The 24,047-nt window shown below is 62.5% G+C and carries 23 protein-coding genes; 16 read left to right on the forward strand and 7 right to left on the reverse strand.

The genetic code is table 11. From position 1 onward, the window contains the following. The first annotated feature begins 22 nt into the window (after positions 1 to 22). Both uvrD and RVY79_RS05380 read left to right on the forward strand, forming a co-directional pair. Positions 23 to 2,242 carry a DNA helicase II gene (gene uvrD / locus RVY79_RS05375; protein WP_317463010.1) on the forward strand — a complete coding sequence of 740 codons (2,220 nt, stop codon included), beginning with the start codon at positions 23 to 25 and terminating at the stop codon, positions 2,240 to 2,242. A 64-nt stretch (positions 2,243 to 2,306) separates the two neighbouring features. Then, positions 2,307 to 2,759, forward strand: coding sequence for a phosphate-starvation-inducible PsiE family protein (locus RVY79_RS05380; RefSeq protein ID WP_317463011.1), 453 nt, complete (start codon positions 2,307 to 2,309; stop codon positions 2,757 to 2,759). Between the two features lie 13 nt (positions 2,760 to 2,772). On the opposite strand, the gene RVY79_RS05385 is transcribed toward RVY79_RS05380, so the two are convergent. After that, a complete protein-coding gene (locus tag RVY79_RS05385) occupies positions 2,773 to 3,177 on the reverse strand; it encodes an acyl-CoA thioesterase (RefSeq protein WP_317463012.1) in 405 nt (134 codons plus the stop codon). A gap of 155 nt (positions 3,178 to 3,332) precedes the next feature. On the opposite strand from RVY79_RS05385, the gene RVY79_RS05390 reads away from it, so the two are divergent. The 5 genes from RVY79_RS05390 (at position 3,333) to phoU (ending at position 9,471) form a co-directional block, all read left to right on the forward strand. Next, positions 3,333 to 4,328: a PstS family phosphate ABC transporter substrate-binding protein gene (locus RVY79_RS05390; RefSeq protein WP_317463013.1), complete on the forward strand. Its 996-nt coding sequence runs from the start codon at positions 3,333 to 3,335 to the stop codon at positions 4,326 to 4,328. 56 nt (positions 4,329 to 4,384) lie between these two features. Next, positions 4,385 to 6,508 (forward strand): ABC transporter permease subunit, encoded by a 2,124-nt coding sequence (locus RVY79_RS05395; RefSeq protein ID WP_317463014.1) that lies wholly within the window; start codon positions 4,385 to 4,387, stop codon positions 6,506 to 6,508. After that, positions 6,505 to 7,881: a phosphate ABC transporter permease PstA gene (gene pstA, locus RVY79_RS05400; protein WP_317463015.1), complete on the forward strand. Its 1,377-nt coding sequence runs from the start codon at positions 6,505 to 6,507 to the stop codon at positions 7,879 to 7,881. The genes RVY79_RS05395 and pstA overlap by 4 nt, the downstream gene beginning before the upstream one ends. A gap of 65 nt (positions 7,882 to 7,946) precedes the next feature. Continuing rightward, positions 7,947 to 8,720 (forward strand): phosphate ABC transporter ATP-binding protein PstB, encoded by a 774-nt coding sequence (gene pstB / locus RVY79_RS05405; protein WP_317463238.1) that lies wholly within the window; start codon positions 7,947 to 7,949, stop codon positions 8,718 to 8,720. 31 nt (positions 8,721 to 8,751) lie between these two features. Next, entirely contained in the window at positions 8,752 to 9,471 is a 720-nt protein-coding gene (gene phoU, locus RVY79_RS05410) for a phosphate signaling complex protein PhoU (RefSeq protein WP_317463016.1), read from the forward strand. Here the strand turns inward: phoU and RVY79_RS05415 are convergent. Continuing rightward, a complete protein-coding gene (locus tag RVY79_RS05415) occupies positions 9,429 to 11,303 on the reverse strand; it encodes a sensor domain-containing phosphodiesterase (protein ID WP_317463017.1) in 1,875 nt (624 codons plus the stop codon). The two genes, phoU and RVY79_RS05415, sit on opposite strands and share 43 nt — an antisense overlap. A 294-nt stretch (positions 11,304 to 11,597) precedes the next feature. Between RVY79_RS05415 and cysZ the strand changes: the two genes are divergently transcribed. The 3 genes from cysZ to RVY79_RS05430 all read left to right on the forward strand — a co-directional run bounded on the left by cysZ (position 11,598) and on the right by RVY79_RS05430 (position 14,011). Continuing rightward, positions 11,598 to 12,326 carry a sulfate transporter CysZ gene (gene cysZ, locus RVY79_RS05420; RefSeq protein WP_317463018.1) on the forward strand — a complete coding sequence of 243 codons (729 nt, stop codon included), beginning with the start codon at positions 11,598 to 11,600 and terminating at the stop codon, positions 12,324 to 12,326. A gap of 28 nt (positions 12,327 to 12,354) precedes the next feature. Continuing rightward, entirely contained in the window at positions 12,355 to 13,269 is a 915-nt protein-coding gene (locus RVY79_RS05425) for a ZIP family metal transporter (RefSeq protein ID WP_317463019.1), read from the forward strand. Positions 13,270 to 13,399: 130 nt separating this feature from the next. Continuing rightward, entirely contained in the window at positions 13,400 to 14,011 is a 612-nt protein-coding gene (locus RVY79_RS05430; RefSeq protein WP_097021469.1) for a superoxide dismutase, read from the forward strand. Between the two features lie 315 nt (positions 14,012 to 14,326). Here RVY79_RS05430 and RVY79_RS22005 read toward each other — a convergent pair whose 3' ends face one another. Beyond that, positions 14,327 to 14,653: a hypothetical protein gene (locus RVY79_RS22005; RefSeq protein ID WP_411161701.1), complete on the reverse strand. Its 327-nt coding sequence runs from the start codon at positions 14,651 to 14,653 to the stop codon at positions 14,327 to 14,329. Between the two features lie 218 nt (positions 14,654 to 14,871). Here RVY79_RS22005 and RVY79_RS22010 point away from each other — a divergent pair, with 218 nt between their 5' ends. The 3 genes from RVY79_RS22010 to fhuF all read left to right on the forward strand — a co-directional run bounded on the left by RVY79_RS22010 (position 14,872) and on the right by fhuF (position 18,214). Next, positions 14,872 to 15,039: a helix-turn-helix domain-containing protein gene (locus RVY79_RS22010; protein ID WP_411161707.1), complete on the forward strand. Its 168-nt coding sequence runs from the start codon at positions 14,872 to 14,874 to the stop codon at positions 15,037 to 15,039. A gap of 157 nt (positions 15,040 to 15,196) precedes the next feature. Next, positions 15,197 to 17,362 (forward strand): TonB-dependent siderophore receptor, encoded by a 2,166-nt coding sequence (locus RVY79_RS05440; RefSeq protein ID WP_411161702.1) that lies wholly within the window; start codon positions 15,197 to 15,199, stop codon positions 17,360 to 17,362. A gap of 93 nt (positions 17,363 to 17,455) precedes the next feature. Continuing rightward, entirely contained in the window at positions 17,456 to 18,214 is a 759-nt protein-coding gene (gene fhuF, locus RVY79_RS05445; protein WP_317463021.1) for a siderophore-iron reductase FhuF, read from the forward strand. A 29-nt stretch (positions 18,215 to 18,243) separates the two neighbouring features. Here the strand turns inward: fhuF and phoR are convergent, their stop codons facing one another. From phoR to RVY79_RS05465, 4 genes are all read right to left on the reverse strand, one after another. Further along, a complete protein-coding gene (gene phoR / locus RVY79_RS05450; RefSeq protein ID WP_317463022.1) occupies positions 18,244 to 19,563 on the reverse strand; it encodes a phosphate regulon sensor histidine kinase PhoR in 1,320 nt (439 codons plus the stop codon). 5 nt (positions 19,564 to 19,568) lie between these two features. Then, positions 19,569 to 20,258 (reverse strand): phosphate regulon transcriptional regulator PhoB, encoded by a 690-nt coding sequence (phoB, locus tag RVY79_RS05455; RefSeq protein WP_246894876.1) that lies wholly within the window; start codon positions 20,256 to 20,258, stop codon positions 19,569 to 19,571. A gap of 124 nt (positions 20,259 to 20,382) precedes the next feature. Further along, on the reverse strand, positions 20,383 to 21,276 hold the full coding sequence (ubiA, locus tag RVY79_RS05460) for a 4-hydroxybenzoate octaprenyltransferase (RefSeq protein ID WP_317463023.1): 894 nt from the start codon (positions 21,274 to 21,276) through the stop codon (positions 20,383 to 20,385). Between the two features lie 55 nt (positions 21,277 to 21,331). Next, the gene (locus tag RVY79_RS05465; RefSeq protein ID WP_317463024.1) at positions 21,332 to 21,880 is read right to left on the reverse strand and encodes a chorismate--pyruvate lyase family protein; all 549 of its coding nucleotides are present in this window, start codon (positions 21,878 to 21,880) and stop codon (positions 21,332 to 21,334) included. Between the two features lie 119 nt (positions 21,881 to 21,999). On the opposite strand from RVY79_RS05465, the gene RVY79_RS05470 reads away from it, so the two are divergent. The 3 genes from RVY79_RS05470 (at position 22,000) to RVY79_RS05480 (ending at position 24,034) form a co-directional block, all read left to right on the forward strand. Beyond that, positions 22,000 to 23,160, forward strand: coding sequence for an FAD-dependent oxidoreductase (locus RVY79_RS05470; RefSeq protein WP_317463025.1), 1,161 nt, complete (start codon positions 22,000 to 22,002; stop codon positions 23,158 to 23,160). Between the two features lie 150 nt (positions 23,161 to 23,310). Then, entirely contained in the window at positions 23,311 to 23,583 is a 273-nt protein-coding gene (locus tag RVY79_RS05475) for an HU family DNA-binding protein (protein WP_040240342.1), read from the forward strand. Between the two features lie 91 nt (positions 23,584 to 23,674). Continuing rightward, the gene (locus RVY79_RS05480; protein WP_246894880.1) at positions 23,675 to 24,034 is read left to right on the forward strand and encodes a hypothetical protein; all 360 of its coding nucleotides are present in this window, start codon (positions 23,675 to 23,677) and stop codon (positions 24,032 to 24,034) included. Positions 24,035 to 24,047 lie beyond the last annotated feature (13 nt).

Raw genomic sequence — 24,047 nt, forward strand, 5'->3', positions numbered from 1 at the left:
GCAATGCCAAGATACGTGATCCATGGACGACGTTTCGCCGGGCGACGTTTCGCCGCTACTCGACTCGCTGAATACGGCCCAGCGCGAGGCCGTGAGCCATCCGCAGGGCAATTTGCTGGTGCTGGCCGGCGCTGGCTCGGGCAAGACGCGTGTCCTGGTGCATCGTATTGCCTGGTTGTTGCAGGTCGAGGGGCTGTCGCCCTACGCGATTCTCGCCGTCACCTTCACCAACAAGGCAGCGCGCGAGATGCGCACGCGTCTCGAGGCGTTGCTGGGGTTGTCGCTGCGCAATATGTGGGTGGGCACGTTCCACTCCATCGCGCACCGCTTGCTGCGCACCCACTGGCATGACGCGCGCCTGCCCCAGCATTTCCAGATCATCGACAGCGACGATCAACTGCGCCTGGTCAAGCGCTTGCTCAAGGATCATCGCATCGACGCTGAGCGCTTCCCGCCCAAGCAGGTGCAATACTTCATCGGCGGCTGCAAGGAAGAGGGGTTACGCGCCCATCAGGTCCAGACCCATGGCGACGCTTACATGGGGCAAATGGTCGAACTCTACGAACGCTATCAGCTGACCTGTGAGCGTGCCGGGCTGGTCGATTTCGGGGAACTACTGCTGCGTGGCCTGGAGCTTTTGCGCGACAATCCGGCGTTGCTGGCGCATTACCGTGAGCGTTTCGGTCATCTGCTGGTCGACGAGTTCCAGGATACCAATACCCTGCAGTATGCCTGGCTCAAGCTGCTCGCCGGCGACCGCGCGGGCATGACCGTGGTCGGCGACGACGATCAGTCGATCTACGGTTGGCGCGGGGCCAAGGTCGAGAACATTCGGCGTTTTGTCGAGGAATTCTCCGGGACCACGACGGTGCGCCTGGAGCAGAACTACCGCTCGACGAGTGCGATTCTCGAAGCCGCGAACACGCTGATCAGCCATAACGCCGGGCGTATGGGTAAGGAGCTGTGGACCGACGGCGTGCACGGCGAGCCGATCTCGGTCTACGCCGGCTTCAACGACCTCGACGAGGCCCGCTTCATCGTCGATACCCTCAACGAGGAAGTGAATAAGGGCAGCGCGCGGCATGACATCGCCATTCTCTATCGCTCCAACGCCCAGTCACGGGTGCTCGAGGAGGCGTTGATTCGTAGTGGCGTGCCCTATCGCATCTACGGCGGACAACGCTTCTACGAGCGTCTCGAGATCAAGAACGCCCTGGCCTATCTCAGATTGACGCTGACGCGCGACGACGATGCCTCGCTGGAGCGCGTGATCAACGTGCCGGCACGCGGCATCGGTACGCGCACCGTGGAAGTGCTGCGCGAGCGGGCGCGTACCCAAGGGATATCGCTGTGGCAAGCGCTGCACGATAGTCTCAGCGAGGGGGCACTCAAGGGGCGCGCGGCAAGTGCGCTCTCGGCATTTTCGGAGTTGATCGAACGTCTCGACAACGATACCGCCGGCATGACGCTGCATGAACTGATCGAGCATGTCCTGCATACCACCGGGTTGCTTGAGCATCACCGCAACGAAAAGGGCGAGAAAGGCCAGGCGCGTGTCGAGAACCTCGAGGAATTGATCAATGCGGCGCGCAACTTCGCCCAGGGCGATCCCTTCTCGTTGCAGGAAGTCGGCGAGGGCGCCGCGGCGCTGGAACCGTTTCTAGCCGAGGCGGCGCTCAATGCCGGCGATCACGAGGCCGACGACTTCGAGGACAGCGTGCAACTGATGACGTTGCACTCGGCCAAGGGGTTGGAGTTTCCGGTGGTTTTCATCGCTGGGGTCGAGGAAGGTCTGTTTCCGCATAAGATGTCGCTGGAAGAGCCGGGACGCCTCGAGGAAGAACGGCGACTGTGCTATGTCGGGGTGACCCGCGCCATGCGTAAGCTGTATTTGACGCATGCCGAAATACGTCGCCTGCACGGCAAGGAAACCTTCTCGCGGCCATCGCGCTTTCTGCATGAGCTGCCCGAGGCGTTGCTCGAGGAGGTGCGTCTGCGTGGCCAGGTCTCACGGCCGGTTTCCACGCGCCCCAATCGCGGCCTTTCCCAGCAGCAGAGCGTATCGAGCGACGACGATCAGCCGTCGTTGAGCCTGGGCCAGCGCGTCAGCCATCCGGTCTTCGGCGAGGGTGTGATCATCAATGCCGAGGGTGAGGGCGCCAGGGCTCGCGTGCATATCAGTTTCGAGGACGAGGGTGACAAGTGGCTGGTACTGGGATTCGCCAAGTTGACGCCGTTATGAGCCGGCGCGTGTCGAACGATACGCTCGGAGCAATCGCCAGGGACAAGAAAAGCGAGGAGCAACGATGAAGAAGTGGTTTCCCGAGGTGATGGATCAGTGGTCACAGCTCTCCGGCTATCAGCGTTTCGAGCGTCTGGTCTCGCTGGTTCTCACGGCGGCAATCGGTTTTGTGGTATTGGTGGCGCTCTATTATTTAGTGATTCATGTCGCCGAACTGTTGTTCGTACGGACCCGCGACCCTTTCGATTACCGTGTCTTTCAGGTGGTCTTCGACATGATCCTGACGGTGCTGATCGCCATGGAGTTCAACAACTCCATCGTGCGCACCATGGAAGGCCGTGGCGGCTTCATACAGGTCGAAATCGTGGTGCTGATCGCGATCATGGCCCTGGTCCGCAAGTTCATGGTCATGGATATGGAAACCATCGAGCCGTTGAAAATAATGGCCCTGGCCGCCGCCGTGCTGGCTCTGGGCCTAAGCTATTGGCTGGTGCGGCGCGGCAATCAATCTGACTAGTGCAGGGTGGATCTTACGTCTCGGGGACGGGGCGTATGCGGCCGTTGTCGTCCAGCGCCACCATCACGAAGCGTGCCTCGGTGACTTTGTAGCGTTCCTCGGGACTGCGTTCGTGCGGTGGACGGATCCACACCTCGACATCGACCTTGATCGAGCTGCGCCCGACCTCGTTGATTTGGGTGAAAATATTGACCATCGCGCCGACCCGCACCGGGCACAGGAAATCCATGCCCTCGGTGGCGACCGTGGCGGTCCGACCATGTGCCAGGCGTCCCGCGGCGAGTTCGGCGGCCTGGTCCATCTGCGCGATGAGCCAGCCGCCGGGGATATCGCCATAAAGGTTGGTGTCTTGGCGCCGGGTGACGAGCTTGAGCGTGAGTTCCCCTCGGGGGGCGGGAATATCGTCGAGGTCATGCATGTGGAGTGTCCTGGCGCGTTATTGTTGTCGGAGCTCATGCCGAGCTGGATCGCTCAGCGAAGCTGATAGGCGCATGTTAAACGCCGCCGGGCCTCGGCGACCAGTCTTCCGACGAGGCACTGATGAGAGTGGCAGAGGATGTGACGAGAGGTGAGATGCGCGAAAGGCAGGCAGGGCGTCGCGGCGGGTGGGGTTGGCAAAGGCAAGTGGCAGTGGTGCTGGCGTTGTGGTGGCTGCCTTTCATGGCAATGGCGGCGCCATTGAGCGGTACACTGGGCTCGATCGGTTCGGATACGCTGGGTGGCTTGATGACGCAGTGGGGCGAACGGCTCAGCGCTCGCTATCCCGAGGTGCGATTGCAGATACAGGCCTCAGGGTCAGGCACTGCACCGCCGGCGCTGGCCGAGGGGGTAACACGCTTCGGGGCCATGTCGCGGCCCATGTCCGAGGCCGAGCGCGCCGACTTCATCGCCCGCCAGGGTCATCCACCCTTGGCGGTACCGGTGGCACTGGATGCGCTGACGCTGTTCGTGCATCGTGACAATCCGTTGAACTCGTTGTCACTCCCCGAAGTCGAGGCGCTGTTCGCCGATACTCGTTACTGTAGCCAGGCGTCTCCCCTGCGGCGCTGGGGGGCGCTGGGACTCGACGGCGACTGGGCCAAGCGGCCGATTGCACGCTTCGGCCGCAATACCGCTTCTGGATCACGTGCGCTGTTCAAGCGGAAGGCCTTATGTGGCGGCAATTTTCGACGCGACGTCAACGAACTGCCGGGCTCCTCGGCGGTGGTGGCTGCGGTCGGTCGTTCCCGCGAGGCGATCGGCTATGCCGGTCTGGGCTATCCCACCGCGATGGTCAAGGTACTGGCGCTGCGCGATGACCAGGGAACGCCGCGTCTGCCCACGCATGACAACGTCGTTAGCGGCCGTTATCCGCTCACCCGCCCCTTGTATGTATACGTCAACCTGGCCCCGGATGAGCGCTTGCCGGCCCTGGAACGCGCCTTCTTCGATCTAGTGCTATCGCCCGAAGGGCAGGCGGTGGTAGCTCGCCAGGGGTTCGTGCCGTTGCCTGAACCTCGCTTGGCCGCCGCCAGGCGGGCATTGCGGTTGCCACCCCTTGCTGATGTCACGCAATCGTCATCAAACTGACGTAATCTGATGTTTCATCCTCATTTGCATGGCACGCATTGCCGCCGGGCTCGCCGATGACCGACCCTTTTGTTTCCTCCCATCGCGCGAATCGCCGCCTGCGTCAGCGTCTCGACCGTCTGGCGACCGGGGTGATCGCCGCCAGCGGTATCGGCGTGGTCGGTGCGGTGCTGGCCATCGGCGTGTATTTAACGCTGGCCGTGCTGCCGCTTTTCGACGGCGCCGAAGTGGATACCGACGCCGTCCTTTCGGCCGCCGACGAGGACGCGATTCACACCGTCTGGTTGGCCGATGACGGCACGCGCTGGTTGACCCGGGACGGGCATCTACGCACCGCCGAGGGTGAAATCGCGACGCTGACCACAGACACTACGATCGCGGCAGTGGCCGAGGCGGGCAAGACGCAGCCGCTGGCTCTGGGGCTTAGCAACGGCGAGGTGCGTCTGGTGCCCCACGATGACCGGGGACGGTTGCGATGGGCCCAGGCCTCGACCATGCGCCTGTTCGAGACCCATGGTGTCGCGGCGTTGACACTGGAACATACGGCCCAGGGCTGGGTTTTGGCAGGGCGCGATACTCAAGGCGAAGTGGCGGCCCTGTGGCATACCGATGAAGCCACGCGGCGTATCGCGGTGCCGGAAACGGCCGAGCATATCGCGCTGGGTCACGCGGGCCGCCTGGCCATGACCCAAGGCACGCAATTGACGCTTTGGCAACTGTCTTCCGACGGAGGTGGCAAGGCGTTGGCGCGCACCAAGACCCAGGCGCCGGTGACGGCGTTGAGCTTTCTGCAAGGCGGGCGCACGCTGATCGTCGGCGATGCCCACGGTGGGCTGCGGCGTTGGCGGTTGTCTCCCGATGGCACGGGCTGGCAAGCGGCCGAGACGACTTACACGGCTCTGGGTGACGCCGCCATTCGACGCTTGATCGCTCTGCCTCGCCAGCGCCTGTGGCTGGCGCTGGACGACAGCGGCCGCTTGGGCCTCTATCAATCCCTGAGCGGCCAGCGCTGGCAGGGTCAAGCACCCGAGGCGACGCCGCCGACGGCCGTGTCGATTAATGCACAAGGCACGCAGGTAATGTGGCTGGGCGAGTCGGGGACGCTCCAACGGCTGGCGATCGAGGCGCCGCATGCCGCAGTAAGTCCGGCGACGCTGTGGATGCCGCTGACCTATGAAGGCTACAGCGCTGCACAGTGGCGCTGGTCAGCAGCCGTCACCGGCGATGAAGAGCCGCAATACAGCCTGGTGCCACTGGCCTGGGGCACACTCAAGGCGGCGGCTTGGGCCATGGTGTTCGCCGTGCCGCTGGCGCTGGGGGCGGCGGTGCATAGCGCTTGTTACATGTCACGGCGACAGCGTGCGCGTCTCAAGCCCGCCATCGAGTTGATGGAGGCGTTGCCCGGCGTGGTCATCGGCTTCGTCGCGGGACTGGTCGTGGCACCCTTCATCGAGCGGCACCTCGCCGGGACGCTGGCGCTTTTCGTGTGCGTGCCGCTGGGCAGCATGGCGTGCGGTTGGCTGTGGCAGGGCCTGTCACGACGCTGGGAACTGCGTCTACCCCCTATCAGTGCCGGAGTCGGGTTGATGGTGCCATTGGCACTGTTGTGCTGGGCGGCACTGAGTCTCTCGCCGTGGCTCGAGGCGTGGTGGTTCGGCGGCGACCTGCTTGCCTGGATGTACCAACAGTGGGGTTGGGATTACGCGCAACGCAATGCGCTGATCGTCGGCATGGCCATGGGGTTGGCGATCATCCCCACGCTCTATTCACTGGCCGAGGAAGCACTTTCCGGCGTACCCCGCCCCCTGGCGGAAGGCTCCCTGGCGCTGGGGGCAACACGGGCGCAGACGCTGTGGCGGGTCCAGTTGCCCGTCGCCGCGCCAGGCATTCTCTCCGCGGTCATGATCGGCGCGGGACGCGCGGTGGGGGAAACCATGATCGTGCTGATGGTCACCGGCAATACGCCGCTGATGTCGCCGAGCCTCTTTGAGGGCCTGCGCTCGCTGGCGGCCAACCTGGCCATCGAATTACCCGAGGCGGCGGTGGGCGGCACGCATTATCGTGTGCTGCTGCTTGGGGCGCTCTTGCTGTTCGTGTTCACCTTCGTCGTCAACACGCTGGCGGAAATGGTGCGCTGGCGGCTCAAGCGTCGATATCGACGCTATTGGGGGCACGCATGAAGATACCTCGGGTGGGCGGCGATGGTGTCTGGCGCTGGCTGAGCGGGGCCTGCGTGGCGTTGTCTCTGTTGGCCGTGGTGGCGCTGCTGACGTTGGTCGTGACGCGTGGATTGGCGCACTTCTGGCCCAATGATATCGAGCAACTGACCCTCGACGATGGCCAGCGGGTCGCCGGCATCGCCCGTGGCAGCGAGGCCGGCGAACGGCGCTATTTCACCGCCAATCGCGACCTCGATGGTCAGGTATGGCGATGGGTCGAGACCCAGGCCATCGAGACGCGCGAGACGCCGCCGGATCTACTCTACGCTGAGCGTCGCGGCTGGGGGCCCTTCATCGGACGCCTGACGGCGGTAACGACGCCCACCAGTGAACGCCTGCAAGGCGATGAGGCCGAACGCCGCCTGCGTCGGGCCCTGGTGGGGGACGCCGAGGTCACGACGCTGCATCTGCGCAATGTCGAGGGACGTGAGCTTAGGGTGGCGTTCGCGCAGGTAGAGTCGCTTTCCTGGCCCAACCGCATGGATATCGGCGACAAGCTCGCGGCCTGGGGGCACGGCGTGTGGCGCTTTCTCAGCGAAGCACCGAGCGATGGCAATACCGGAGGCGGCGTATGGCCGGCGATCTTCGGCACCCTATTGATGGTGATGCTGATGTCGCTGGTGGTCACGCCGTTCGGCGTGCTGGCGGCGTTGTATCTCAATGAGGTGGCACGCCAGGGACCGTTGACACGCCTGGTGCGCATCGCGGTGCGTAATCTGGCCGGGGTGCCGTCGATCGTCTACGGCGTGTTCGGGCTGGGTGTGTTCGTCTACGGACTGGGCGGTCGTCTCGATAGCTGGTTCTTCGCCGAGCGCTTGCCATCGCCGACCTTCGGCACTGGCGGGCTGCTGTGGGCCTCGCTGACGTTGGCGCTGCTGACGCTACCGGTGGTGATCGTGGCCACCGAGGAAGGCCTGGCGCGAGTGCCCGGGTCGCTTCGCGAAGGCTCGCTGGCGCTGGGCGCCACGCGTTTCGAGACCTTGCGCCGGGTGGTGGTGCCTATGGCACTACCGTCGATGCTCACCGGGGTGATCCTGGCCGTGGCCCGTGCCGCTGGTGAGGTAGCGCCGCTGATGCTGGTGGGTGTGGCTAAGCTGGCGCCGGAAATTCCCTTGAATGGGGAATTTCCGTACCTGCATCTCGACAGTAAATTCATGCACCTGGGGTATCACGTGTTCGATCTTGGCTTCGCCAGCCGCGATACCGAGGCGGCGATGCCGCTGGTATATGCCACGGCGACGCTGTTGGTCATCGTCATCGTGGTGCTTAACCTAACTGCAATAATCTTGCGCCATCATCTCAGGGCACGTCACCGTGCACTGGAGCATTCGTAGGAGGTTCGTCACTCTTGTCTGCCGCGTCTTTTTCCGCCGCCGGGACCCAGCGCGTCTCGGCGGCGGTGGTCGATTTTCCCTCGACGTCGAGCTGTTTCGACATCGAGGCCCTGTCGCTCGCCTATGAGGGGACGCCGGCGCTGTGCGACTTGACGCTGCGCGTGCCGCGTCATTGCGTGACGGCTTTCATCGGGCCCTCGGGATGCGGCAAGTCGACGCTACTGCGCAGCCTCAATCGATTGCATGACCTCAACGATCAAGTCACGCGGAAAGGACGCATTCGCCTCGAGGGCCAGGACGTTCATGCCCGCGACGTGGATGTGGCGGAGCTGCGCCGCCGAGTAGGGATGGTGTTTCAGACGCCTAACCCGTTCCCCATGTCGATCTATGAAAACGTCGCCTACGGGGTGCGTCTGCAGGGCGTCAAACGCAAGCGCGAGCTGGATGAGATCGTTGAGTGGGCGTTGCAGTCGGCGGCGCTCTGGGAAGAGGTCAAGGCGGACCTGCATGCCTCGGCGTGGACGTTATCGGGTGGACAGCAGCAGCGCCTGGTCATCGCCCGCACCCTGGCGGTGCGCCCTGACGTGTTGCTGCTCGACGAGCCGGCCTCGGCGCTGGATCCGATCTCGACACTCAAGATCGAGGAGTTGATCCGTGGTTTGAAGTCGCAACTGACGCTGATTCTGGTCACCCACAACATGCAGCAGGCGGCGCGCGTGTCCGACTACACCGCGTTTCTGCACGCTGGCGAGCTGGTCGAGTACGCCCCGACCGATACGTTGTTCACCAATCCGCGCTTACGGCGCACCGAAGACTATATTACCGGCCGCGTGGGTTAAGTCGCGGCGACTTTGATAGCGGAGCAGTGTCATGGACATTACCAACGAGACGCATAGTCAGCACATTTCCCGTCAGTTCAATCAGGAACTGGAACAGCTCAAGACCCAACTGATGGCCATGGGAGGGTTGGTCGAGAAGCAGGTGCAAGACGCCGTCGAGGCGTTGCTCGAGGGCGATAGCCGAACCGCCGAGCGCGTGCGCGATAGCGATACCACCGTCAACGACATGCAAATCCAGATCGATGAGGAGTGCACCCGGGTGCTGGCACGCCGGCAGCCGGCAGCTTCCGATCTACGCTTGGTGCTGGCGGTCATCCGCGCTACCTCCGATCTCGAGCGTGTCGGTGACGAGGCCAACAAGATCGCGCGTAATGCCTTGACGCTCATCGAGTCGGATCGTCATGCGCGGGGCATGGTCGAAATTCGCCATCTGAGCGAGCATGTGCGCAAGATGCTGCGCGACGCGTTGACCTCTTTCGCGCGTTTCGATACGCGCCTGGCGCTGGAGGTGCTCCACGAGGACGAGTCGGTCGACAACGAATACACCACGGCCACGCGCTCGCTGGTGACTTTCATGATGGAAGACCCGCGTGCCATCACTACCATCCTCAGCGTTATGACGATCCTGCGCGCCCTCGAGAGGGTGGGCGATCATGCCGATAACCTGGCCGAGCACGTCATTTATCTGGTCAAGGGACTCGACGTGCGTCACACCGACCCCGGCGATCTGGACGAGTCGCTCGGGGAGTGATGCCGCTTTCTGGCGGTGGCCGCCAACAGCGCTTCGGCATGCGCTGGGGTCAGGGCGATGGAGAAGACATGACCCTGAATGGTGTGGCAGTGGAAGTCGCGCAGTAGCGTGACCTGGGTGATGTTTTCCACGCCTTCGGCGACGACTTGCATGCCGGCATCGCGCCCCAGCGAGACGATCGACCGTACCAGCGAGGCCACCCGGGGGTCCTCGCAGATGCGGTCGATGAAGCTCTTGTCGATCTTGAGTGTGTCGAATGGGATCCGCGTGAGATAGGAAAGCGACGAATAACCGGTCCCGAAATCGTCTATGGCGAATCCTACGCCACGACGCTTGAGGCGCCGCATGCTGTCGATGATGGCCTCCGGATCGTCGATCAACGAACGTTCCAGCACTTCCAGATTGAGAAAGCGTCCGGGTAGGCGGTGGCGTGTCAGCAATGAGTCGATCAAGTCGGCGAAGGCGGGCCGTGCGAGCTGCTCCTGGGAAACGTTGACGGATACCGGTAGCAGGGCGTGGCCTCGGTCGCGCCAGGTAGCCAGTTGACGGGTGACGGTTTGCAGGACCCAGGTATCCAGTTGATCGCCGAGATCGATTTCCTCGCTGATATCGACGATATCCTGGGGGCTGACTTGACCCAGTTCGCTGTCATGCCAACGCAGCAAGGCCTCGAAACCTTTCATTCGGTAACCGCGTATGGTGACCTGCGGCTGGTAGTGGAGCCGGAAGCGGTCTTCGGCCAGTGCCGAGGCTGTGCGGCGGCGCAGCGAGTTGCGTCGCGTCAGGCGTGGCAGTAGTGCTGGCGTATCGAGTCTGAGCAGGGTGTCGCCGCGTTCGTTCTGAAGGCGGCGGCAGGTATGCTGCAGGGCGGAGAGGATGTCATCGGCATGGCCGAGCCGGGTGGCGTCCTGCGCCCAGACCACGCGTGCGGCGGCGGTGACGGTCTTGCCGGCGGCGATATAGGGCGCCCGCAAGGTCTCGGCCACTGTTGCCATGGTGTCGGCCATGCGCGCGGGATCCCCCTGGTAGAGCAGCACTCCTAGGCGTTGATCGTCGATGCGTGCCAAGTCGAAGACGAAGCCGTCGAGGGCTTTCTCGACCCGCGCGATGCCGCGCATGAGCACTTCGTTGCTGGCTTGTAGCGAGAATCGCGTACGCACTGCGCGCATGCCATACAGATCGATGGCCGCGACGCCACAGAACGTCGCGGCGTCCGGCAATGCCGCCAGGCGCGCCTGAATGAGCTGCTGAAAGCGCTGTTGCGTGGCCAGCCGGGTTTGCGGGTCGAACTGGGTGCCGATCTCGGCGCGGGCGCGCTCGAGGCGTGTGATGACATCGTCGCCGATTTCGTTTTCCACCAGGCGCGCCAGGTCGAGCAGGATCTGGCGCTGCTGGGCGTCAAAGTGTCTCGGGTGGCGGTCGATCACGCACAGCGTACCCAGCGGCAGGCCCGAGGCCATACGAATGACAGCGCCGGCGTAAAAGCGGATGCAGGGCGTGTCGGTAACCAGGGGATGATCGTGAAAGCGGGGATCATTGGCGGTGTCCTCGATCACCAGCATCTGGCGCTCGAGCAGAGCATGCGCGCAAAAGGCATTGTCGCGGGAGGTCTCGCAGGCGTCGAGGCCGAAGCGCGATTTGAACCACTGGCGGTGGCGGTCGATCAGCGTGATCAGCACAATGGGCACGTCGAATACCCGTGCTGTCAGCCGGGTAATGTCGTCGAAACGCTTCTCGGGCGGTGTATCCATCAGGCCAAGACGTTGGAGTTCGTCGAGGCGGCGCGCTTCATCACCATGATCGGGGGCGCCGGCCCCAGAGGCGTTTGCCATGAGGTGTTCTCTTGTCGCGATGCCGGGCCGCGTCATGTACAGGCCGGGGAGGCGCGTTAACGCTGCGCAGGCATCCCGGTGGTAGAACGTTAGCACACCGCCGCGCCGCGTCTGACCGCTATTCGCCGGGTTGCGCCGAAAGGCCGAGCGGATCATGCGTTTTACTGAGCGCTAAGTCTGAGAGCGCCTCATACTAGTATTAAATTTATCATCCATTGCGGGAGGTGGGCGCCAATGCCGACGGATGGCATGCTGTCGCAAAGGGCCCGCGCCGTCGATCAAGGAATAACCTCGATGTTGAACGCGTTTACGGCCATTGGGCGGGGTACGCGGCTGGTGCTGTCGCCGGGAATGCGCCGCTTCGTCGTTGTGCCGGTAATGATCAACCTGCTGGTCTACGCCGCTACGCTAGGCTATTTGTTCACCCGTTTTGGTGGCTGGCTCGACTACTGGATGCTCCAGGTGCCGGCCTGGCTCGAGTGGCTGGAATGGCTGATTTGGCCGCTGCTGGTGGTGAGCCTGCTGTTGGTGGTGTTCTTTACCTTCACGTTGGTGACCAATCTGATCGCTGCGCCGTTTTACGGGTTTCTCGCCGAGAAGGTGGAATGGCGGCTGAGCGGAGAGCCGCCCAGCGATACGCGGGGGCTTTTCCGCGCCGGGGTCGATGCGCTGGGCCGAGAATTCGTCAAGCTGGGATACATGTTGCCGCGCATGGCGCTGTTGTTCGTGCTCGGCTTCGTGCCCGGCGTGAACATATTCATGCCGTTCTTGTGGGCCGCCTTTTCGGCATGGATGTTGGCGATTCAATACCTGGACTATCCGATGGATAATAATCAAGTGAGTTTTCGCGACATGCGACATCGATTGCGAGCACGATTGTGGCCGACGCTGACCTTTGGCTTTGGGATGTCGCTGGCGACATGGGTGCCGGTGCTTAACCTCGTGTTGCTGCCGGGTGGTGTGGCCGGAGCGGTGGTACTCTGGCAGCAGTACTATCGTCATCTACCGGCTTTGACGCGCTGAATGTTTCGATGATGCAAGGAGAGTCCGCATGCAAGATACGCAAGCGCCTTCCGTAGTACCCGGTGGTTTCATTAGCCGTCGCTGGGCGTTGGGCATCCTGCTCGCGGCGGCCGTGGGGGCCTTGCTGGTGTGGTGGCTGGGTGCCCAGATGCGCGATTGGCTAGGCACGCTGTCCACGCTTCAGGCAGGGATACTGGCGAGCCTGGTGGCCGGTCTTTTCACGCCGGTAGGGGCGTTACCGATGATGGTGCTGCGCCATATCAGCCAGCGTCTCGAAGACGCCCTGATGGGCTTTGGTGCCGGGGTGATGCTGGCCGCCACGGCCTATTCTCTGGCGATGCCGGCCTACGAGGACTCGCTGGCGCTTACCGGCACCATCGGCTGGGCGTTGACGATCGTGTGCGGGGGCATCGTGTGTGGCGGCCTCTTGGTCTGGGGCATGGACCGCTTCGTGCCCCACGAGCACTTCACGTTGGGCAAGCAAGGCGGTGCGGATGCCTTGCAGATCCGGCGTATCTGGCTGTTCATCTTCGCCATCACCATTCACAACTTCCCCGAAGGGCTGGCAGTGGGCGTGGGCTATGCGCGTGGCGACATGGCCGCCGGGGTGGCGCTGACGCTGGGCATCGGCCTCCAGAATCTACCCGAGGGCCTGATTGTCTCCCTGGGGCTGCTGGCCATTGGCTATTCGCGCCTTACGGCATTGGGTGCGGCGTTATTGAGCGGTCTGGTGGAGCCCATCGGCGGGGTCATCGGGGCCTTCGCGGTGCATATCGTCGATGCCTTGCTACCTTTTGGCCTGGCGTTTGCCGCCGGTGCGATGTTGTTCGTGATCAGCCACGAGATCATTCCCGAGTCGCATCGCAAGGGACACGAACGCGATGCGACCTTCGGCGTGCTGGGAGGGTTCATGCTGATGTTCGTGCTCGACAAGGTCTTCTGACCCCTCACCTAAGCCGCTAAGTAATTGACAAACCTGCAATGAAAACTATTATTGTTAGGTACAACGTGTCATTGGTGCCATGTTGCACCAAGGCTCGACATTCGACGATAGATTGACAAGGAGGTATGTCGTGGCGCATCAACTACCGACGTTACCCTATGCTTATGATGCCCTGGAACCGCATATCGATGCGCTCACCATGGAGATCCATCACAGCCGTCACCATCAGACCTACGTCAATAATTTGAACGCCGCTCTGGAAGGCACGGATCTCGAATCGCTGCCGGTCGAAACCCTAATGGGTGAAATCGAGCGCGTTCCGGAAGCCAAGCGTCAGGCAGTGATCAACAATGGCGGTGGGCATGCCAACCACTCGCTGTTCTGGACAGTCATGTCGCCGCAGGGCGGAGGCAAGGCCAAGGGTGATCTGGCCTCGGCCATCGAAAGTGAACTGGGCGGTGATGAGGCGTTCCGTGAAGCCTTCACGCAAGCTGCCGTCAAGCGCTTTGGCAGTGGCTGGGCTTGGCTGTCTGTCACGCCTGCCAAGCGGCTGGTCGTGGAAAACACACTCAACCAGGACAGTCCGCTGATGCACGGCAATACGCCGATTCTGGGGCTGGACGTGTGGGAACACGCCTATTACCTCAAGTATCAGAACAAGCGTCCCGAGTACATCAAGGCCTTCTTCGAGGTCGTCGATTGGGACGAAGTGGCGCGTCGTTACGCCGAAGCCACTGCGTAAGCCTATCGGGAGTATGTCATGGGCCCGGCGACAGGCATGATGAACGATGTCTCAGTGCCGGCCCAATGCCTGACCATGGCAGATTTCGGCGCTTTCGAGCGCCGTTATCGTTTGTATCACCGCTTCCCCTCCTTGACCCGCAACGACGCCGCGTCCACCCCGGTGGCCGAGGGTTGGGTCGACGAATGCCGTCCCGCCATGGGTGTCAGCCTGGTTGGTTCGCGCCTCACGATCCATCATACCTACGAAACGCACGCCTTGGCCGATGCGCCAGCGCATGTATCGATCATCGTCATGCTCGAGGGCAGCGCGGAACTATCGCACGGTGGGCAGCATTTCGCCTTGGGACCGCGTGAAGCGCTGATGCTCACGCACGCCGGTCATCAAGCGTTGAGTGCGCGTCATGCCGGTGGGCAGCGGCTGCGCGCGATCAACCTCACCTTGCTGGAAGCCGCACGTACGTCGCACACACGCTTGGCTGCGCCGCTGGCTGAATTGCTCGACACCACCACCAGTGAGGCGTGGCGCTTGCCCTTGCCCGAAGGCGTCTGGCTGTCGCTCGAGGAGTGGCTTAATGCGCCACCGGATGAAGCCCAGCATGCCTTGCTCGGCGAGGGGCTGGCGCTGCAATTGATGGCTCACGGCCTGGCGGCCCGGGACACCTCTCCCCGGCAGGAGCGCCGCTTGGGGGTGCGCGACCGCTACCATCTAGCTCGCGTGCGTGAGTGCCTGCACGAACATCCCGAGGCGTCGCATAGCATCGAATCCTTGGCGCAACTGGCGTGCATGAGCCCCAGCGCATTGCGTGACAAGTTTCGCCAGGCTCGGTCTTTGAATGTTTGCGTCAACACCGCCTCGAGATGGCCCACGAGCTGCTCCGGGAAGGTTATAGCGTGCAGTACGTGGCGACACGGGTGGGGTACCGGCATGCCAGTAACTTCGCTACCGCTTTCAAGCAGCGCTACGGCCTATCCCCGCGTGCGTTACACCAGTGCCTACCCCCGGTTGGGGTCGTGAATACCCCTTAATGATGAAATAAGTTCCTCCACGAGATCGCTTGCAGCGTCACGCATAGATATTGCGGCATTGACCATAAGCAGAACGACTCTTAAAAGTTAATAATTCTCACTCTCCATAAGAACTGGGTCGATGCCGACCCGATGACGAGAGCGAGGATTTGTTTCCATGAGTCGCACATTGCATCCCTACTGGTTTTCCTGCGCGTGCCTGGCGGGCGTATTGTTCATGCCCACGACAGCGTGGGCACAATCCGGCAGCGATAACGGCGATGCCGTCGACCTGTCCACACTGACGGTTTCCGGCAAAGCCGCCACCAAGACGGATACGCCATTCATCGAAACACCGCAGTCCGTCTCCTACGTTGACCGCGAGGAAATGAATACACGCGACACACGCACGCTTGGCGATGCCGTGAAATACACGCCGGGGGTATACACCAATCAAGTGGGCGCATCGAACCGTTACGATTATCTGGTCATGCGGGGATTCTCCGACGGTAGCTTGAGTAATGTGTACCTCGATGGTCTTAAGGTGATGGGGGATGCCAATTCTTATAGCTCAATGGTCATCGACCCTTACTTCCTCGAGAAAATTGAAATCGTCAAGGGGCCGGCCTCGGTGCTCTATGGCCGCTCGTCTCCCGGGGGTTTGGTGGCGCTGACCAGCAAGCAGCCGCAGTTCGAGACGCAGCGTCAACTGCGCGTTAGCGTGGGCAACAATAGCCAGCGCAGCGTGGCGTTCGATTTGACGGGCCCGTTGGACGAAAAGCGGCGTGCCGCCTATCGCGTGGTGGGCCTGGCGAGTGGCAAGGATACGCAGTTCGGGCCGGTCGAGGAGGAACGCTATGCCATCTCGCCCTCGGTGACTTGGGATGTCACCGACGACACGACCCTTTCGTTCATGGCCTATCTACAAAAAGACCCGGAAGGTGGCTACCACTCCGGCGTGCCTTACGAGGGAGCGGTGGAAAGTCACAATGGACAGAAGATCAGCAATAACTTCTTCGATGGCGAAGACGCTTACGACAAGTTCGAGCGTACCCAACGCATGTTCGGTTACAGCCTCGAACATCGCTTCAATGACGACTGGACCGCGCGTCAGAAGCTGCGTTATCTGAATGCCGACATCGCTATGGACCAAGTCACCCAAGGTGCTGAATACCTTTACGACAGTGCGGGCAACTTGATAGGGCAAAACGTCTGGGTTGACGGAAATAGCAATGAGCTTAAGCGTTACTATTATGGCGCCCAGGAGTCGCTGGAAGCCTGGACTATCGATAACCAAGTGGAAGCCAAGCTCAGCAGTGGTTTCATCGACCACACTGTGCTTGTCGGTGTGGACTATCAGACACGCCAGAACGATATCGTCTACACATCTGGCGTTTTCCCGAATATCAATCCCTTCGATCCGCAGTACGGCGCCGATCCTGTGGGAGCGATCGCCACAGCCAGCGACGAACGTCACGAACTGACACAGACGGGGGTTTATCTACAGGATCAGATGGCGTTCGATCGCTGGCGTCTGACGCTCGGGGGCCGCTACGACTGGGTTAATATCGAGAACACCGACTACCTGAAAGATAGCGAGGACAAGCTGGACGATACCCAGTTCAGTGGTCGGGCCGGTGCGCTCTATCTATTCGACAATGGTGTCGCGCCCTACGTCAGCTATAACACGGCCTTCACGCCGACCAGCTTCGTCGATGCTGAGGGTGACGTGCTCGAGCCGATGGAGGGCGAGCAGTGGGAAACCGGCCTCAAGTACCAGCCGCCGGGTACCCAGGATCGCTACAGCTTCTCGCTGTTCCGCATCACCCAGGAAAACGTCGCCACCAAGGAGCAACCCACCGACCCTTATCGCTCCATCGGCGAGATCGAGTCGCAAGGCCTGGAACTGGAAGCCCGCACGCAGTTGACCGAGGGCTTGCGGTTGCAGGCGGCCTATAGCTACACCGATATCCGCTACACCAAGAGCGAAGACCCGGACGAAGAAGGCAGTCACGCCATTTACGCGCCGCGCCATCAAGCTAGCCTGTGGGGCCACTATGCCTTCCAGGGCGAGACGCTCGCAGGTCTGGATGCCGGTCTCGGGGTGCGTTATTACGCCGATATCTACGCAGATCGTGCCAACACCGAGAAAGTTCCTGACTACACGCTGGTCGATGCCATGTTGGGCTATGACATGAGCCAGATGGGTATGCCAGGCATGCAAGTGCGTCTCAACGTGGGTAACTTGCTCGACAAGGAATACGTCGCCTCCTGCAATTCGCTTCAATATTGCTACTTCGGAGCGGAGCGTAATGTTCGCGCGAGTCTGACCTACAATTTCTAGCGCGTTTGAGACGCGAGTGGTTTTCATTTACGCTTCAAAGCGTGGGTCGATGACCCACGCCTTCCACTTGGCCTCGCCACAGGAAAGCTTTCGATGTCAGTGTTGCTTGATCGGTTTTATACCGGTCCCTTGAAAGGGATGGATCGCAAGCTGGTTACCTGGGATCAGGCGCCCACCGCGACCTGGGCGGCGCGAGATGTATTCTCCGAGCCCGGGATGGTGCAGATCCTCAAACGTTATGGTGCCGAGCATCAGCATGGTGATGCTCGGGCCGTGATCTCGCTGTGGTCGAAGTATTTTCTGGCGCTCACGACCTATCTGGGGGCGGCACATAACTTGCTGGCGGAGCGACAATTACCGCTCGAGCTGTCGCGGCTGGGGTTGGTACTCGGTGAGGATATGCTCATCGAGGCACTGGTCGTCGAAGACACCACCACACCACTCGCCACGACCCAAGCCGAGACACGCTTTCTTCCCATGATACGCGACACTTGGGAACCGGCGATTGCCTGCATGGCCGAGCACACCGGCATCGCGCCCCGCGCACTATGGGGCAATCTCGGGCACTACTATGACTACCTCATCTCCCAGCTCTACACATTGCCGGGCGCCCAGGCGCGGGCCGAGACGGGCGGTCGTCTGATGACCCTTCGGGAATTGGCCGATGGCCAGCGCAACCCGCTGTTTCGTCCCATTCGCTATCGTGAAAGCAGCGCAGGCGACATCGAACGCACGCGGCGTGTCTGCTGCATTCGCTACCTTCTCCCTGGACTCGGCTACTGCGGCAACTGCCCGTTGGCATGTCGCGAGAAGTTGGAAGACCAACCGCCACGACGTGTCGCCAACGGCTGATATGTCGAGCGGGCATTTTTCTGAAACGTTTAGTCGCCGCCCACGGCACGCCGTTCTTCAGGGGCGGTGCGCACGCGCGTGGCGGGGAAAACACAGCGGAAAAGCGCGCCCTGGCTGGGGTGGCTGTCGATGTCGAGATGCGCGTCGTGACGCAGCAACACATGCTTGACGATGGCCAGCCCCAGCCCGGTGCCACCATTGGCGGCGCTGCGGCCCTTGTCGACACGATAGAAGCGTTCGGTGAGGCGTGGCAGGTGCACGGGGTCGATACCGTCGCCGTCATCTTCGACCTCGACTGCGGCGCCCTCCTTCCAGGGCTTCCAGCGTAGCGTGACGGTGCTCCCCGGCGGTGTGTAACGCACGGCGTTGAAGACCAGGTTGGAAACGGCGCTGCGCATCTCGCCTTCGTCACCCAGCAGGCAATGGTCGGTGTGGATGTCCAGGGCTATCTCGTGGCTGCCTGCGCAAAGGTTGGCGGCGTCGTCGCGAATGTTTTCCAGCAGCGTGACCATGTCCAGCGGAGCCGGATCGTCGCGGGTCTGATCGGTTTCCAGCTTCGACAACAGCAGCAGATCCTCGACCAGGTTCTGCATGCGCTGGGTCTGTTCCTGCATCTGGCCGAGGCCGCGTTGCCAGCGCGACGGTAGTTGATCGGCCTGATCGAGATAGGTCTCGAGATAACCGGTCAACACGGTGAGCGGGGTGCGCAGCTCATGCGACACATTGGCCACGAAGTCGCGCCGCATCTGCTCGAGACGATGCAGTCGCGAGATGTCGCGCGCCATGACCAGGCGCTCGTTGTCGCCAAACAGCGTGACCTGGTATTGCAGCGTCACGTCATCGCGTATCGGTGAGGCCAGGGTCAGCGGTTCGCGGTAATCGCGGGCATTGAAATAGGCCACGAAGCGCGGGTCGCGCAAGAAATTGGTGATGTGCTGGCCGCGATCATGGGGCGTTTGAAAGCCGAGCATCTGGGCCGCGGCGCTGTTCCACCATTCCAGGTCGCCATGTCGGTCGAGCATGACCACGGCATCGCGCATCGCCTCGCAGGAGTCCTGTACGCGGCGGATGATATCGCGCAGGCGGGCCTGCGATTGACGCTGGGTCTTCTGATACTTGTAGAGGCGGTCGAACAGGTCGCCCCAGACCCCGGCGCCGACCGGTGGGGTGTCATGCGGATGCTGGGTCAGCCAGACATACAGGGCGCGCAAATGGCGCAGATGTAGATAGACATAGAGTCCGAGACCGGCGGCCAGCCCCCAGCCGGGTTCGCCGAAGAGCCACCCGAGGACACCGAAACCGATGACGATATACGCCAGACGCCACAGTTCATTGGTCCAATAGTACACGTGCGCTACTCCTTGGTGGAGAAGCGATAACCGGTGCCGCGTACCGTCTGGATGAGGTGTTGGTGGTCATCGCCGAGCGCCTTGCGCAGGCGGCGAATATGCACGTCGACGGTGCGCTCCTCGACGTAGACATTGCCACCCCAGACTTGGTCGAGCAACTGGCTACGGGTGTAGGCGCGCTCCTGATGCGTCATGAAGAACTGCAGGAGCCGATACTCGGTGGGGCCCACGTCCAGCGCTTCGCCGTTGGCGCTGACCCGGTGACTGACGGGGTCGAGACGCAAGCCGTCGATTTCCACCGTGTCCTCGACCCCGGTGGGCGTGGCGCGTCGCAGCACGGCCTTGAGGCGTGCCACCAGCTCCCGCGGCGAGAACGGCTTGGTGATGTAGTCATCGGCGCCGGCTTCCAGCCCCTGAATCTTGTTGTCTTCCTCGCTCTTGGCGGTGAGCAGGATGATCGGCAACTCGGCGGTGGCGGTATCGCGCTTGAGACGTCGCGCCAGTTCGATACCGCTGGTGCCGGGCATCATCCAGTCCAGCAGCAATAGATCGGGCTGGTCATCGACCACCATGGCGTGTGCCGTTTGGGCATTGTCGGCTTCCAGCACGCGGTAGTCGGCCATTTCCAGCGCCACTGCGATCATTTCGCGGATGGACGCCTCGTCATCGACGATGAGCACGGTCTTGGCGGTCATGGGCGTGGGCCTCTTGCGGATCGCGATGCAGCGAATCACTCATGAATGACATCAGCATGACGATTACAACGCGCTAATGTGACAGCTTCGTGACAATCGTGCTCTTTACCTATAGCTCATAGCGTCACATAGGCCATAACGCCAGGGCGATGCCTGCGAAGGTCACCAGCCCGGCCCAATGATTGTTGAGGAAGGCGCGGAAGCAAGGATCGCGCTCGCGATAACGAATCAGAGAGTGCTGGTAGACGAAGATCGCCACCATGGCGGCCAGACCCAGCCAGAAGAAGCCGCCGAGCGCCAGACGCAGGCCGACCCAGGCGAGTAGCGCGACGGTCAGGGCCTGCAACAACCCGATGATCAGCCGGTCGGCGCGGCCGAACAGCACTGCCGTGGATTTGATGCCCACCTTGAGGTCGTCGTCGCGATCGACGATGGCGTATTCGGTGTCGTAGGCCACCGTCCAGGCCACATTGGCAGCGAGTAGCAACCACGCCTCGAGCGGTACCTGGCGCTGAATGGCCATGAACGCCATGGGAATCCCCCACGAGAAAGCCGCGCCCAGCACCACCTGCGGGAAATGCGTATAGCGCTTCATGAACGGATAGGTGGCCGCCAGCGCCAGTGCCGCGAACGACAGCAGCACTGTGGGCAGGTTGGTCAGGCAGACCAGGCCGAAGGCAATCACCACTAGCACCGCGAAGGTGGCCTTGGCTTCCCTCTCGGAAATGCGCCCGGTGGCCAACGGCCGGTCACGCGTACGCTTGACGTGGCCATCGAAATGCCGGTCGGCGTAGTCGTTGACCACGCACCCGGCGGCGCGCATCACATACACGCCGACGACGAAGATCAGCAGTGTGCCGCGTTCGGGAATGCCCTCGGCCGCCAGCCATAGCGCCCATAGCGTCGGCCACATCAGGAGCCAAGTGCCGATGGGCCGGTCCAGGCGCGTCAGGCGCAGGAAGTCCGGCACGCGGGCCAGGCCGGTAGGGCGCGCGGCGTCGGATGAATCGGCGGACATCGGGCTCTCCTCTAACAACTTGAACAACGTGCCTGTGAAAACGTGAGCGACCAGCTTAGCGCGATGATAACGCGAGGTCAGCGTCCATGGCGTCGAGAAAGAATTCCTGGACGAGAATCGATGTACGCCCCAGGCGCAGGATCGAGCGTCGCCCCCAGGGCGCGGCGCGGTCGTGTGCCGTGACGAGCGAGGGAGCCGGCGACCGAATGATGTCGATAGGGCCGCGTTCGAGGCCGGGTTGGCGAAACAGCCAGCTACCCAGCGAACGTGTCCCCAGCGACTGCAGTCGCGTGCCTTGAAGCGACGCCAGTGGGGCCACCGAGCGTGCCGTGACCCACGCTGTGTCGCCCAGCATCAACAGGACCTCGCGCCGCCAGATACGGGCTCGGGGGTCGAGCCCCAGCGCCCGGGCCTCGTCGCCTCGAGGATGGCTGATTCCCTGAGCGAGCAGCCGTACTCCGAAGGGCTGTGTGCTGGCAGCGCGCAGATGCGCGGTCAGCGAGTCGCGCGAGGCGACCCAGCGCCACCAAGCGGGACTCATGCGGGGGCGCTGGGCGGCGGCCGGCAGCCAGTGTGGGCCAGCGCTGAAACGGTCGTGTGTCATGCGTAAGATCAGGCTTAAAGTACATTAGTGTATCATGCGTGTACGATGCGCTATTGCGGCGTCCGCGCTGTCGTATCGTTGCGTCGTCCCCCTTTTGTCATGCGTAGCACGAGGCGCCAATGAGCGACCCCTTGATCATCGTCGGCAGCGGCATGGCTGGCCTGGGCCTGGCCCGGCAGGTACGTGCTCGCGATGCGCGGCGTGCCATCACCCTGATCACCGCCGATAGCGGCGCCGACTATTCGAAACCGCTGTTGTCGACGGGTTTCGCCAAGGGCATGCCGCCTGAGCGTTTGGCGATGCGTTCCCCCATCGATGTGGCCGATGCGCTCCAGATGACGGTGCGCACGCACACGCGGGTCGATGCCATCGATCCGCGAACGCAGACACTGGCCATCGGCGCGGAACGCCTTCCTTACGGCGAGCTGGTATTGGCCACCGGGGCCGCGCCCAGCGCGCCCTTCACGGTGTCTGACGACGTGCGCGATCGCGTCTTCACTATCAACGACCTCGACGACTATCGGCGTTTTCATGCCGTCTTGTCGCACCATGGCGGCGCCGCGCGCGTTGCGATCGTCGGCGCCGGACTGGTGGGCTGCGAGTTCGCCGACGATCTGCTTGCCGGGGGGCATCGCGTGGCGCTCGTCGCGCCTGAGCAAACGCCGCTGACGCGTCTGCTGCCGCTGCCGCTGGGTCAGGTGCTGGGGGCCGCGCTGGGCAAGGCGGGCGCCGACCTGCGCCTGGGACGTAGCCTCGCGCAGCTCCAGCGTGATGACGAGGCAGTCTCGCTGGTGTTGGACGATGGTGAGGCATTGTCCGCCGACCTGGTGTTGATCGCCACCGGCCTCTCGCCGCGTACCGCACTGGCCGATACCGCCGGGCTCGCGGTTTCCGAGGCGGGTATCCAGACTGACCGCTACCTGGCGACCGTGCAGCCCGGCATTCATGCATTGGGCGATTGCGCCTGCGTGGCGGGGCTCAATGCCATGTACGTGCAACCGCTTCAAGCCAGTGCCAAGGCGCTGGCAGCGACCCTGACCGGGACGCCGACGCCGGTCGCTTACGGTGCCTGGCCAGTACTGGTCAAGACCCCGTCATGCCCGGTGGTGGTCCTGCCGCCGCGGCAGGCACCGGCACGCTGGCGGATCGAGGGCGAGGGCGACGATCTCAGTGCGCTCGCCGAGGATGAAAACGGCTATTTGCTGGGGTTTGCATTGACAGGCGCTTGCGTACGTCGGAAAGTCGAGCTGGCGCGGGCCGCCCCGCCGTTGCTACCCTAGCTTAGGTCGTCATGCCGGTAGGTACCGGTCTGGCGCATTAGGTGGGTAGTGTCAGCGCTGCGCCGATGGCGTGGCGTTTGTTTCGCTCATTGAAAAACAACAAGCGATATCAAAGAGATGTCGCATTCGTTGCCAAACCAGGAGGGCTTTATGCGCAAGCCAGAACTCGCCGCGGCGATCGCCGATCGTGCCGATCTTTCCAAGGACAAGGCCAGTCAGGTCCTTAATGTCATTCTCGATGAGATCACAGGTACCGTCTCCAAGGGCCAGGATGTCTCGCTGATCGGGTTCGGTGCCTTCACCGTACGCGAGCGTGCCGCGCGCACCGGCAAGAATCCGCAGACGGGCAAGCCGCTGACCATTCCGGCGAGCAAGACCGTGGCGTTCAAGCCCGGCAAGGCGCTCAAGGACGCCGTGAAGTGAGTGATGGCACGGAGTGTTCGGGCCATCTATCCACCGGCGCTCCGTGCAATTTCTTCTCCTTTCCCTTCTTTTTCTATGTGGCGAGGCGCGCATGAAACTGCGTCTGATGCTGTGGCTGTTGGGTGTCATGCTCAAGCGTGCTCGACGTCGCAATCCGCGTTTTCAGCAGAAGCTCTCGGACATGCAACGCTTCGATTGGGGCGTCGCCACCGAGGATCTCAGCCTCGCGCGCCATTACCGCATGCGCCCCGAGGCCATCGAGGACGCGCCGGGCTTACCCATCGATCTTGATCTGGAATTGCGCTTTCGCGATGCCCATGCCGGCGTGGCGTTTCTCAAGCGCCCTACGGCGCGTGCGTTCTTCGACGGGTTGCAAAGCGGTCGTTTGCGTCTGGTCGGCGATTCGCGCGACCTGGAGCGGCTACAAGGGTTGCTCAAGCACCTGCGCTAGCACCCGCCACCCG

This window comes from Chromohalobacter sp. HP20-39 (genome assembly GCF_033052815.1).
Lineage (GTDB): Bacteria > Pseudomonadota > Gammaproteobacteria > Pseudomonadales > Halomonadaceae > Chromohalobacter.

Bases quoted from the DNA above. Each gene is read 5' to 3' on its own strand.
- fhuF (WP_317463021.1), top strand. From the start codon at position 17,456: ATGTCAGTGTTGCTTGATCGGTTTTATACCGGTCCCTTGAAAGGGATG.
- pstA (WP_317463015.1), top strand. From the start codon at position 6,505: ATGAAGATACCTCGGGTGGGCGGCGATGGTGTCTGGCGCTGGCTGAGC.
- cysZ (WP_317463018.1), top strand. From the start codon at position 11,598: ATGTTGAACGCGTTTACGGCCATTGGGCGGGGTACGCGGCTGGTGCTG.
- RVY79_RS05465 (WP_317463024.1), bottom strand. From the start codon at position 21,880: ATGACACACGACCGTTTCAGCGCTGGCCCACACTGGCTGCCGGCCGCC.
- phoB (WP_246894876.1), bottom strand. From the start codon at position 20,258: ATGACCGCCAAGACCGTGCTCATCGTCGATGACGAGGCGTCCATCCGC.
- RVY79_RS22010 (WP_411161707.1), top strand. From the start codon at position 14,872: ATGGCCCACGAGCTGCTCCGGGAAGGTTATAGCGTGCAGTACGTGGCG.
- uvrD (WP_317463010.1), top strand. From the start codon at position 23: ATGGACGACGTTTCGCCGGGCGACGTTTCGCCGCTACTCGACTCGCTG.
- RVY79_RS05380 (WP_317463011.1), top strand. From the start codon at position 2,307: ATGAAGAAGTGGTTTCCCGAGGTGATGGATCAGTGGTCACAGCTCTCC.
- RVY79_RS05480 (WP_246894880.1), top strand. From the start codon at position 23,675: ATGAAACTGCGTCTGATGCTGTGGCTGTTGGGTGTCATGCTCAAGCGT.
- RVY79_RS05395 (WP_317463014.1), top strand. From the start codon at position 4,385: ATGACCGACCCTTTTGTTTCCTCCCATCGCGCGAATCGCCGCCTGCGT.
- RVY79_RS05415 (WP_317463017.1), bottom strand. From the start codon at position 11,303: ATGGCAAACGCCTCTGGGGCCGGCGCCCCCGATCATGGTGATGAAGCG.
- RVY79_RS05385 (WP_317463012.1), bottom strand. From the start codon at position 3,177: ATGCATGACCTCGACGATATTCCCGCCCCCCGAGGGGAACTCACGCTC.
- RVY79_RS05475 (WP_040240342.1), top strand. From the start codon at position 23,311: ATGCGCAAGCCAGAACTCGCCGCGGCGATCGCCGATCGTGCCGATCTT.
- RVY79_RS05440 (WP_411161702.1), top strand. From the start codon at position 15,197: ATGAGTCGCACATTGCATCCCTACTGGTTTTCCTGCGCGTGCCTGGCG.
- RVY79_RS05390 (WP_317463013.1), top strand. From the start codon at position 3,333: ATGCGCGAAAGGCAGGCAGGGCGTCGCGGCGGGTGGGGTTGGCAAAGG.
- RVY79_RS05470 (WP_317463025.1), top strand. From the start codon at position 22,000: ATGAGCGACCCCTTGATCATCGTCGGCAGCGGCATGGCTGGCCTGGGC.
- phoU (WP_317463016.1), top strand. From the start codon at position 8,752: ATGGACATTACCAACGAGACGCATAGTCAGCACATTTCCCGTCAGTTC.
- ubiA (WP_317463023.1), bottom strand. From the start codon at position 21,276: ATGTCCGCCGATTCATCCGACGCCGCGCGCCCTACCGGCCTGGCCCGC.
- RVY79_RS05425 (WP_317463019.1), top strand. From the start codon at position 12,355: ATGCAAGATACGCAAGCGCCTTCCGTAGTACCCGGTGGTTTCATTAGC.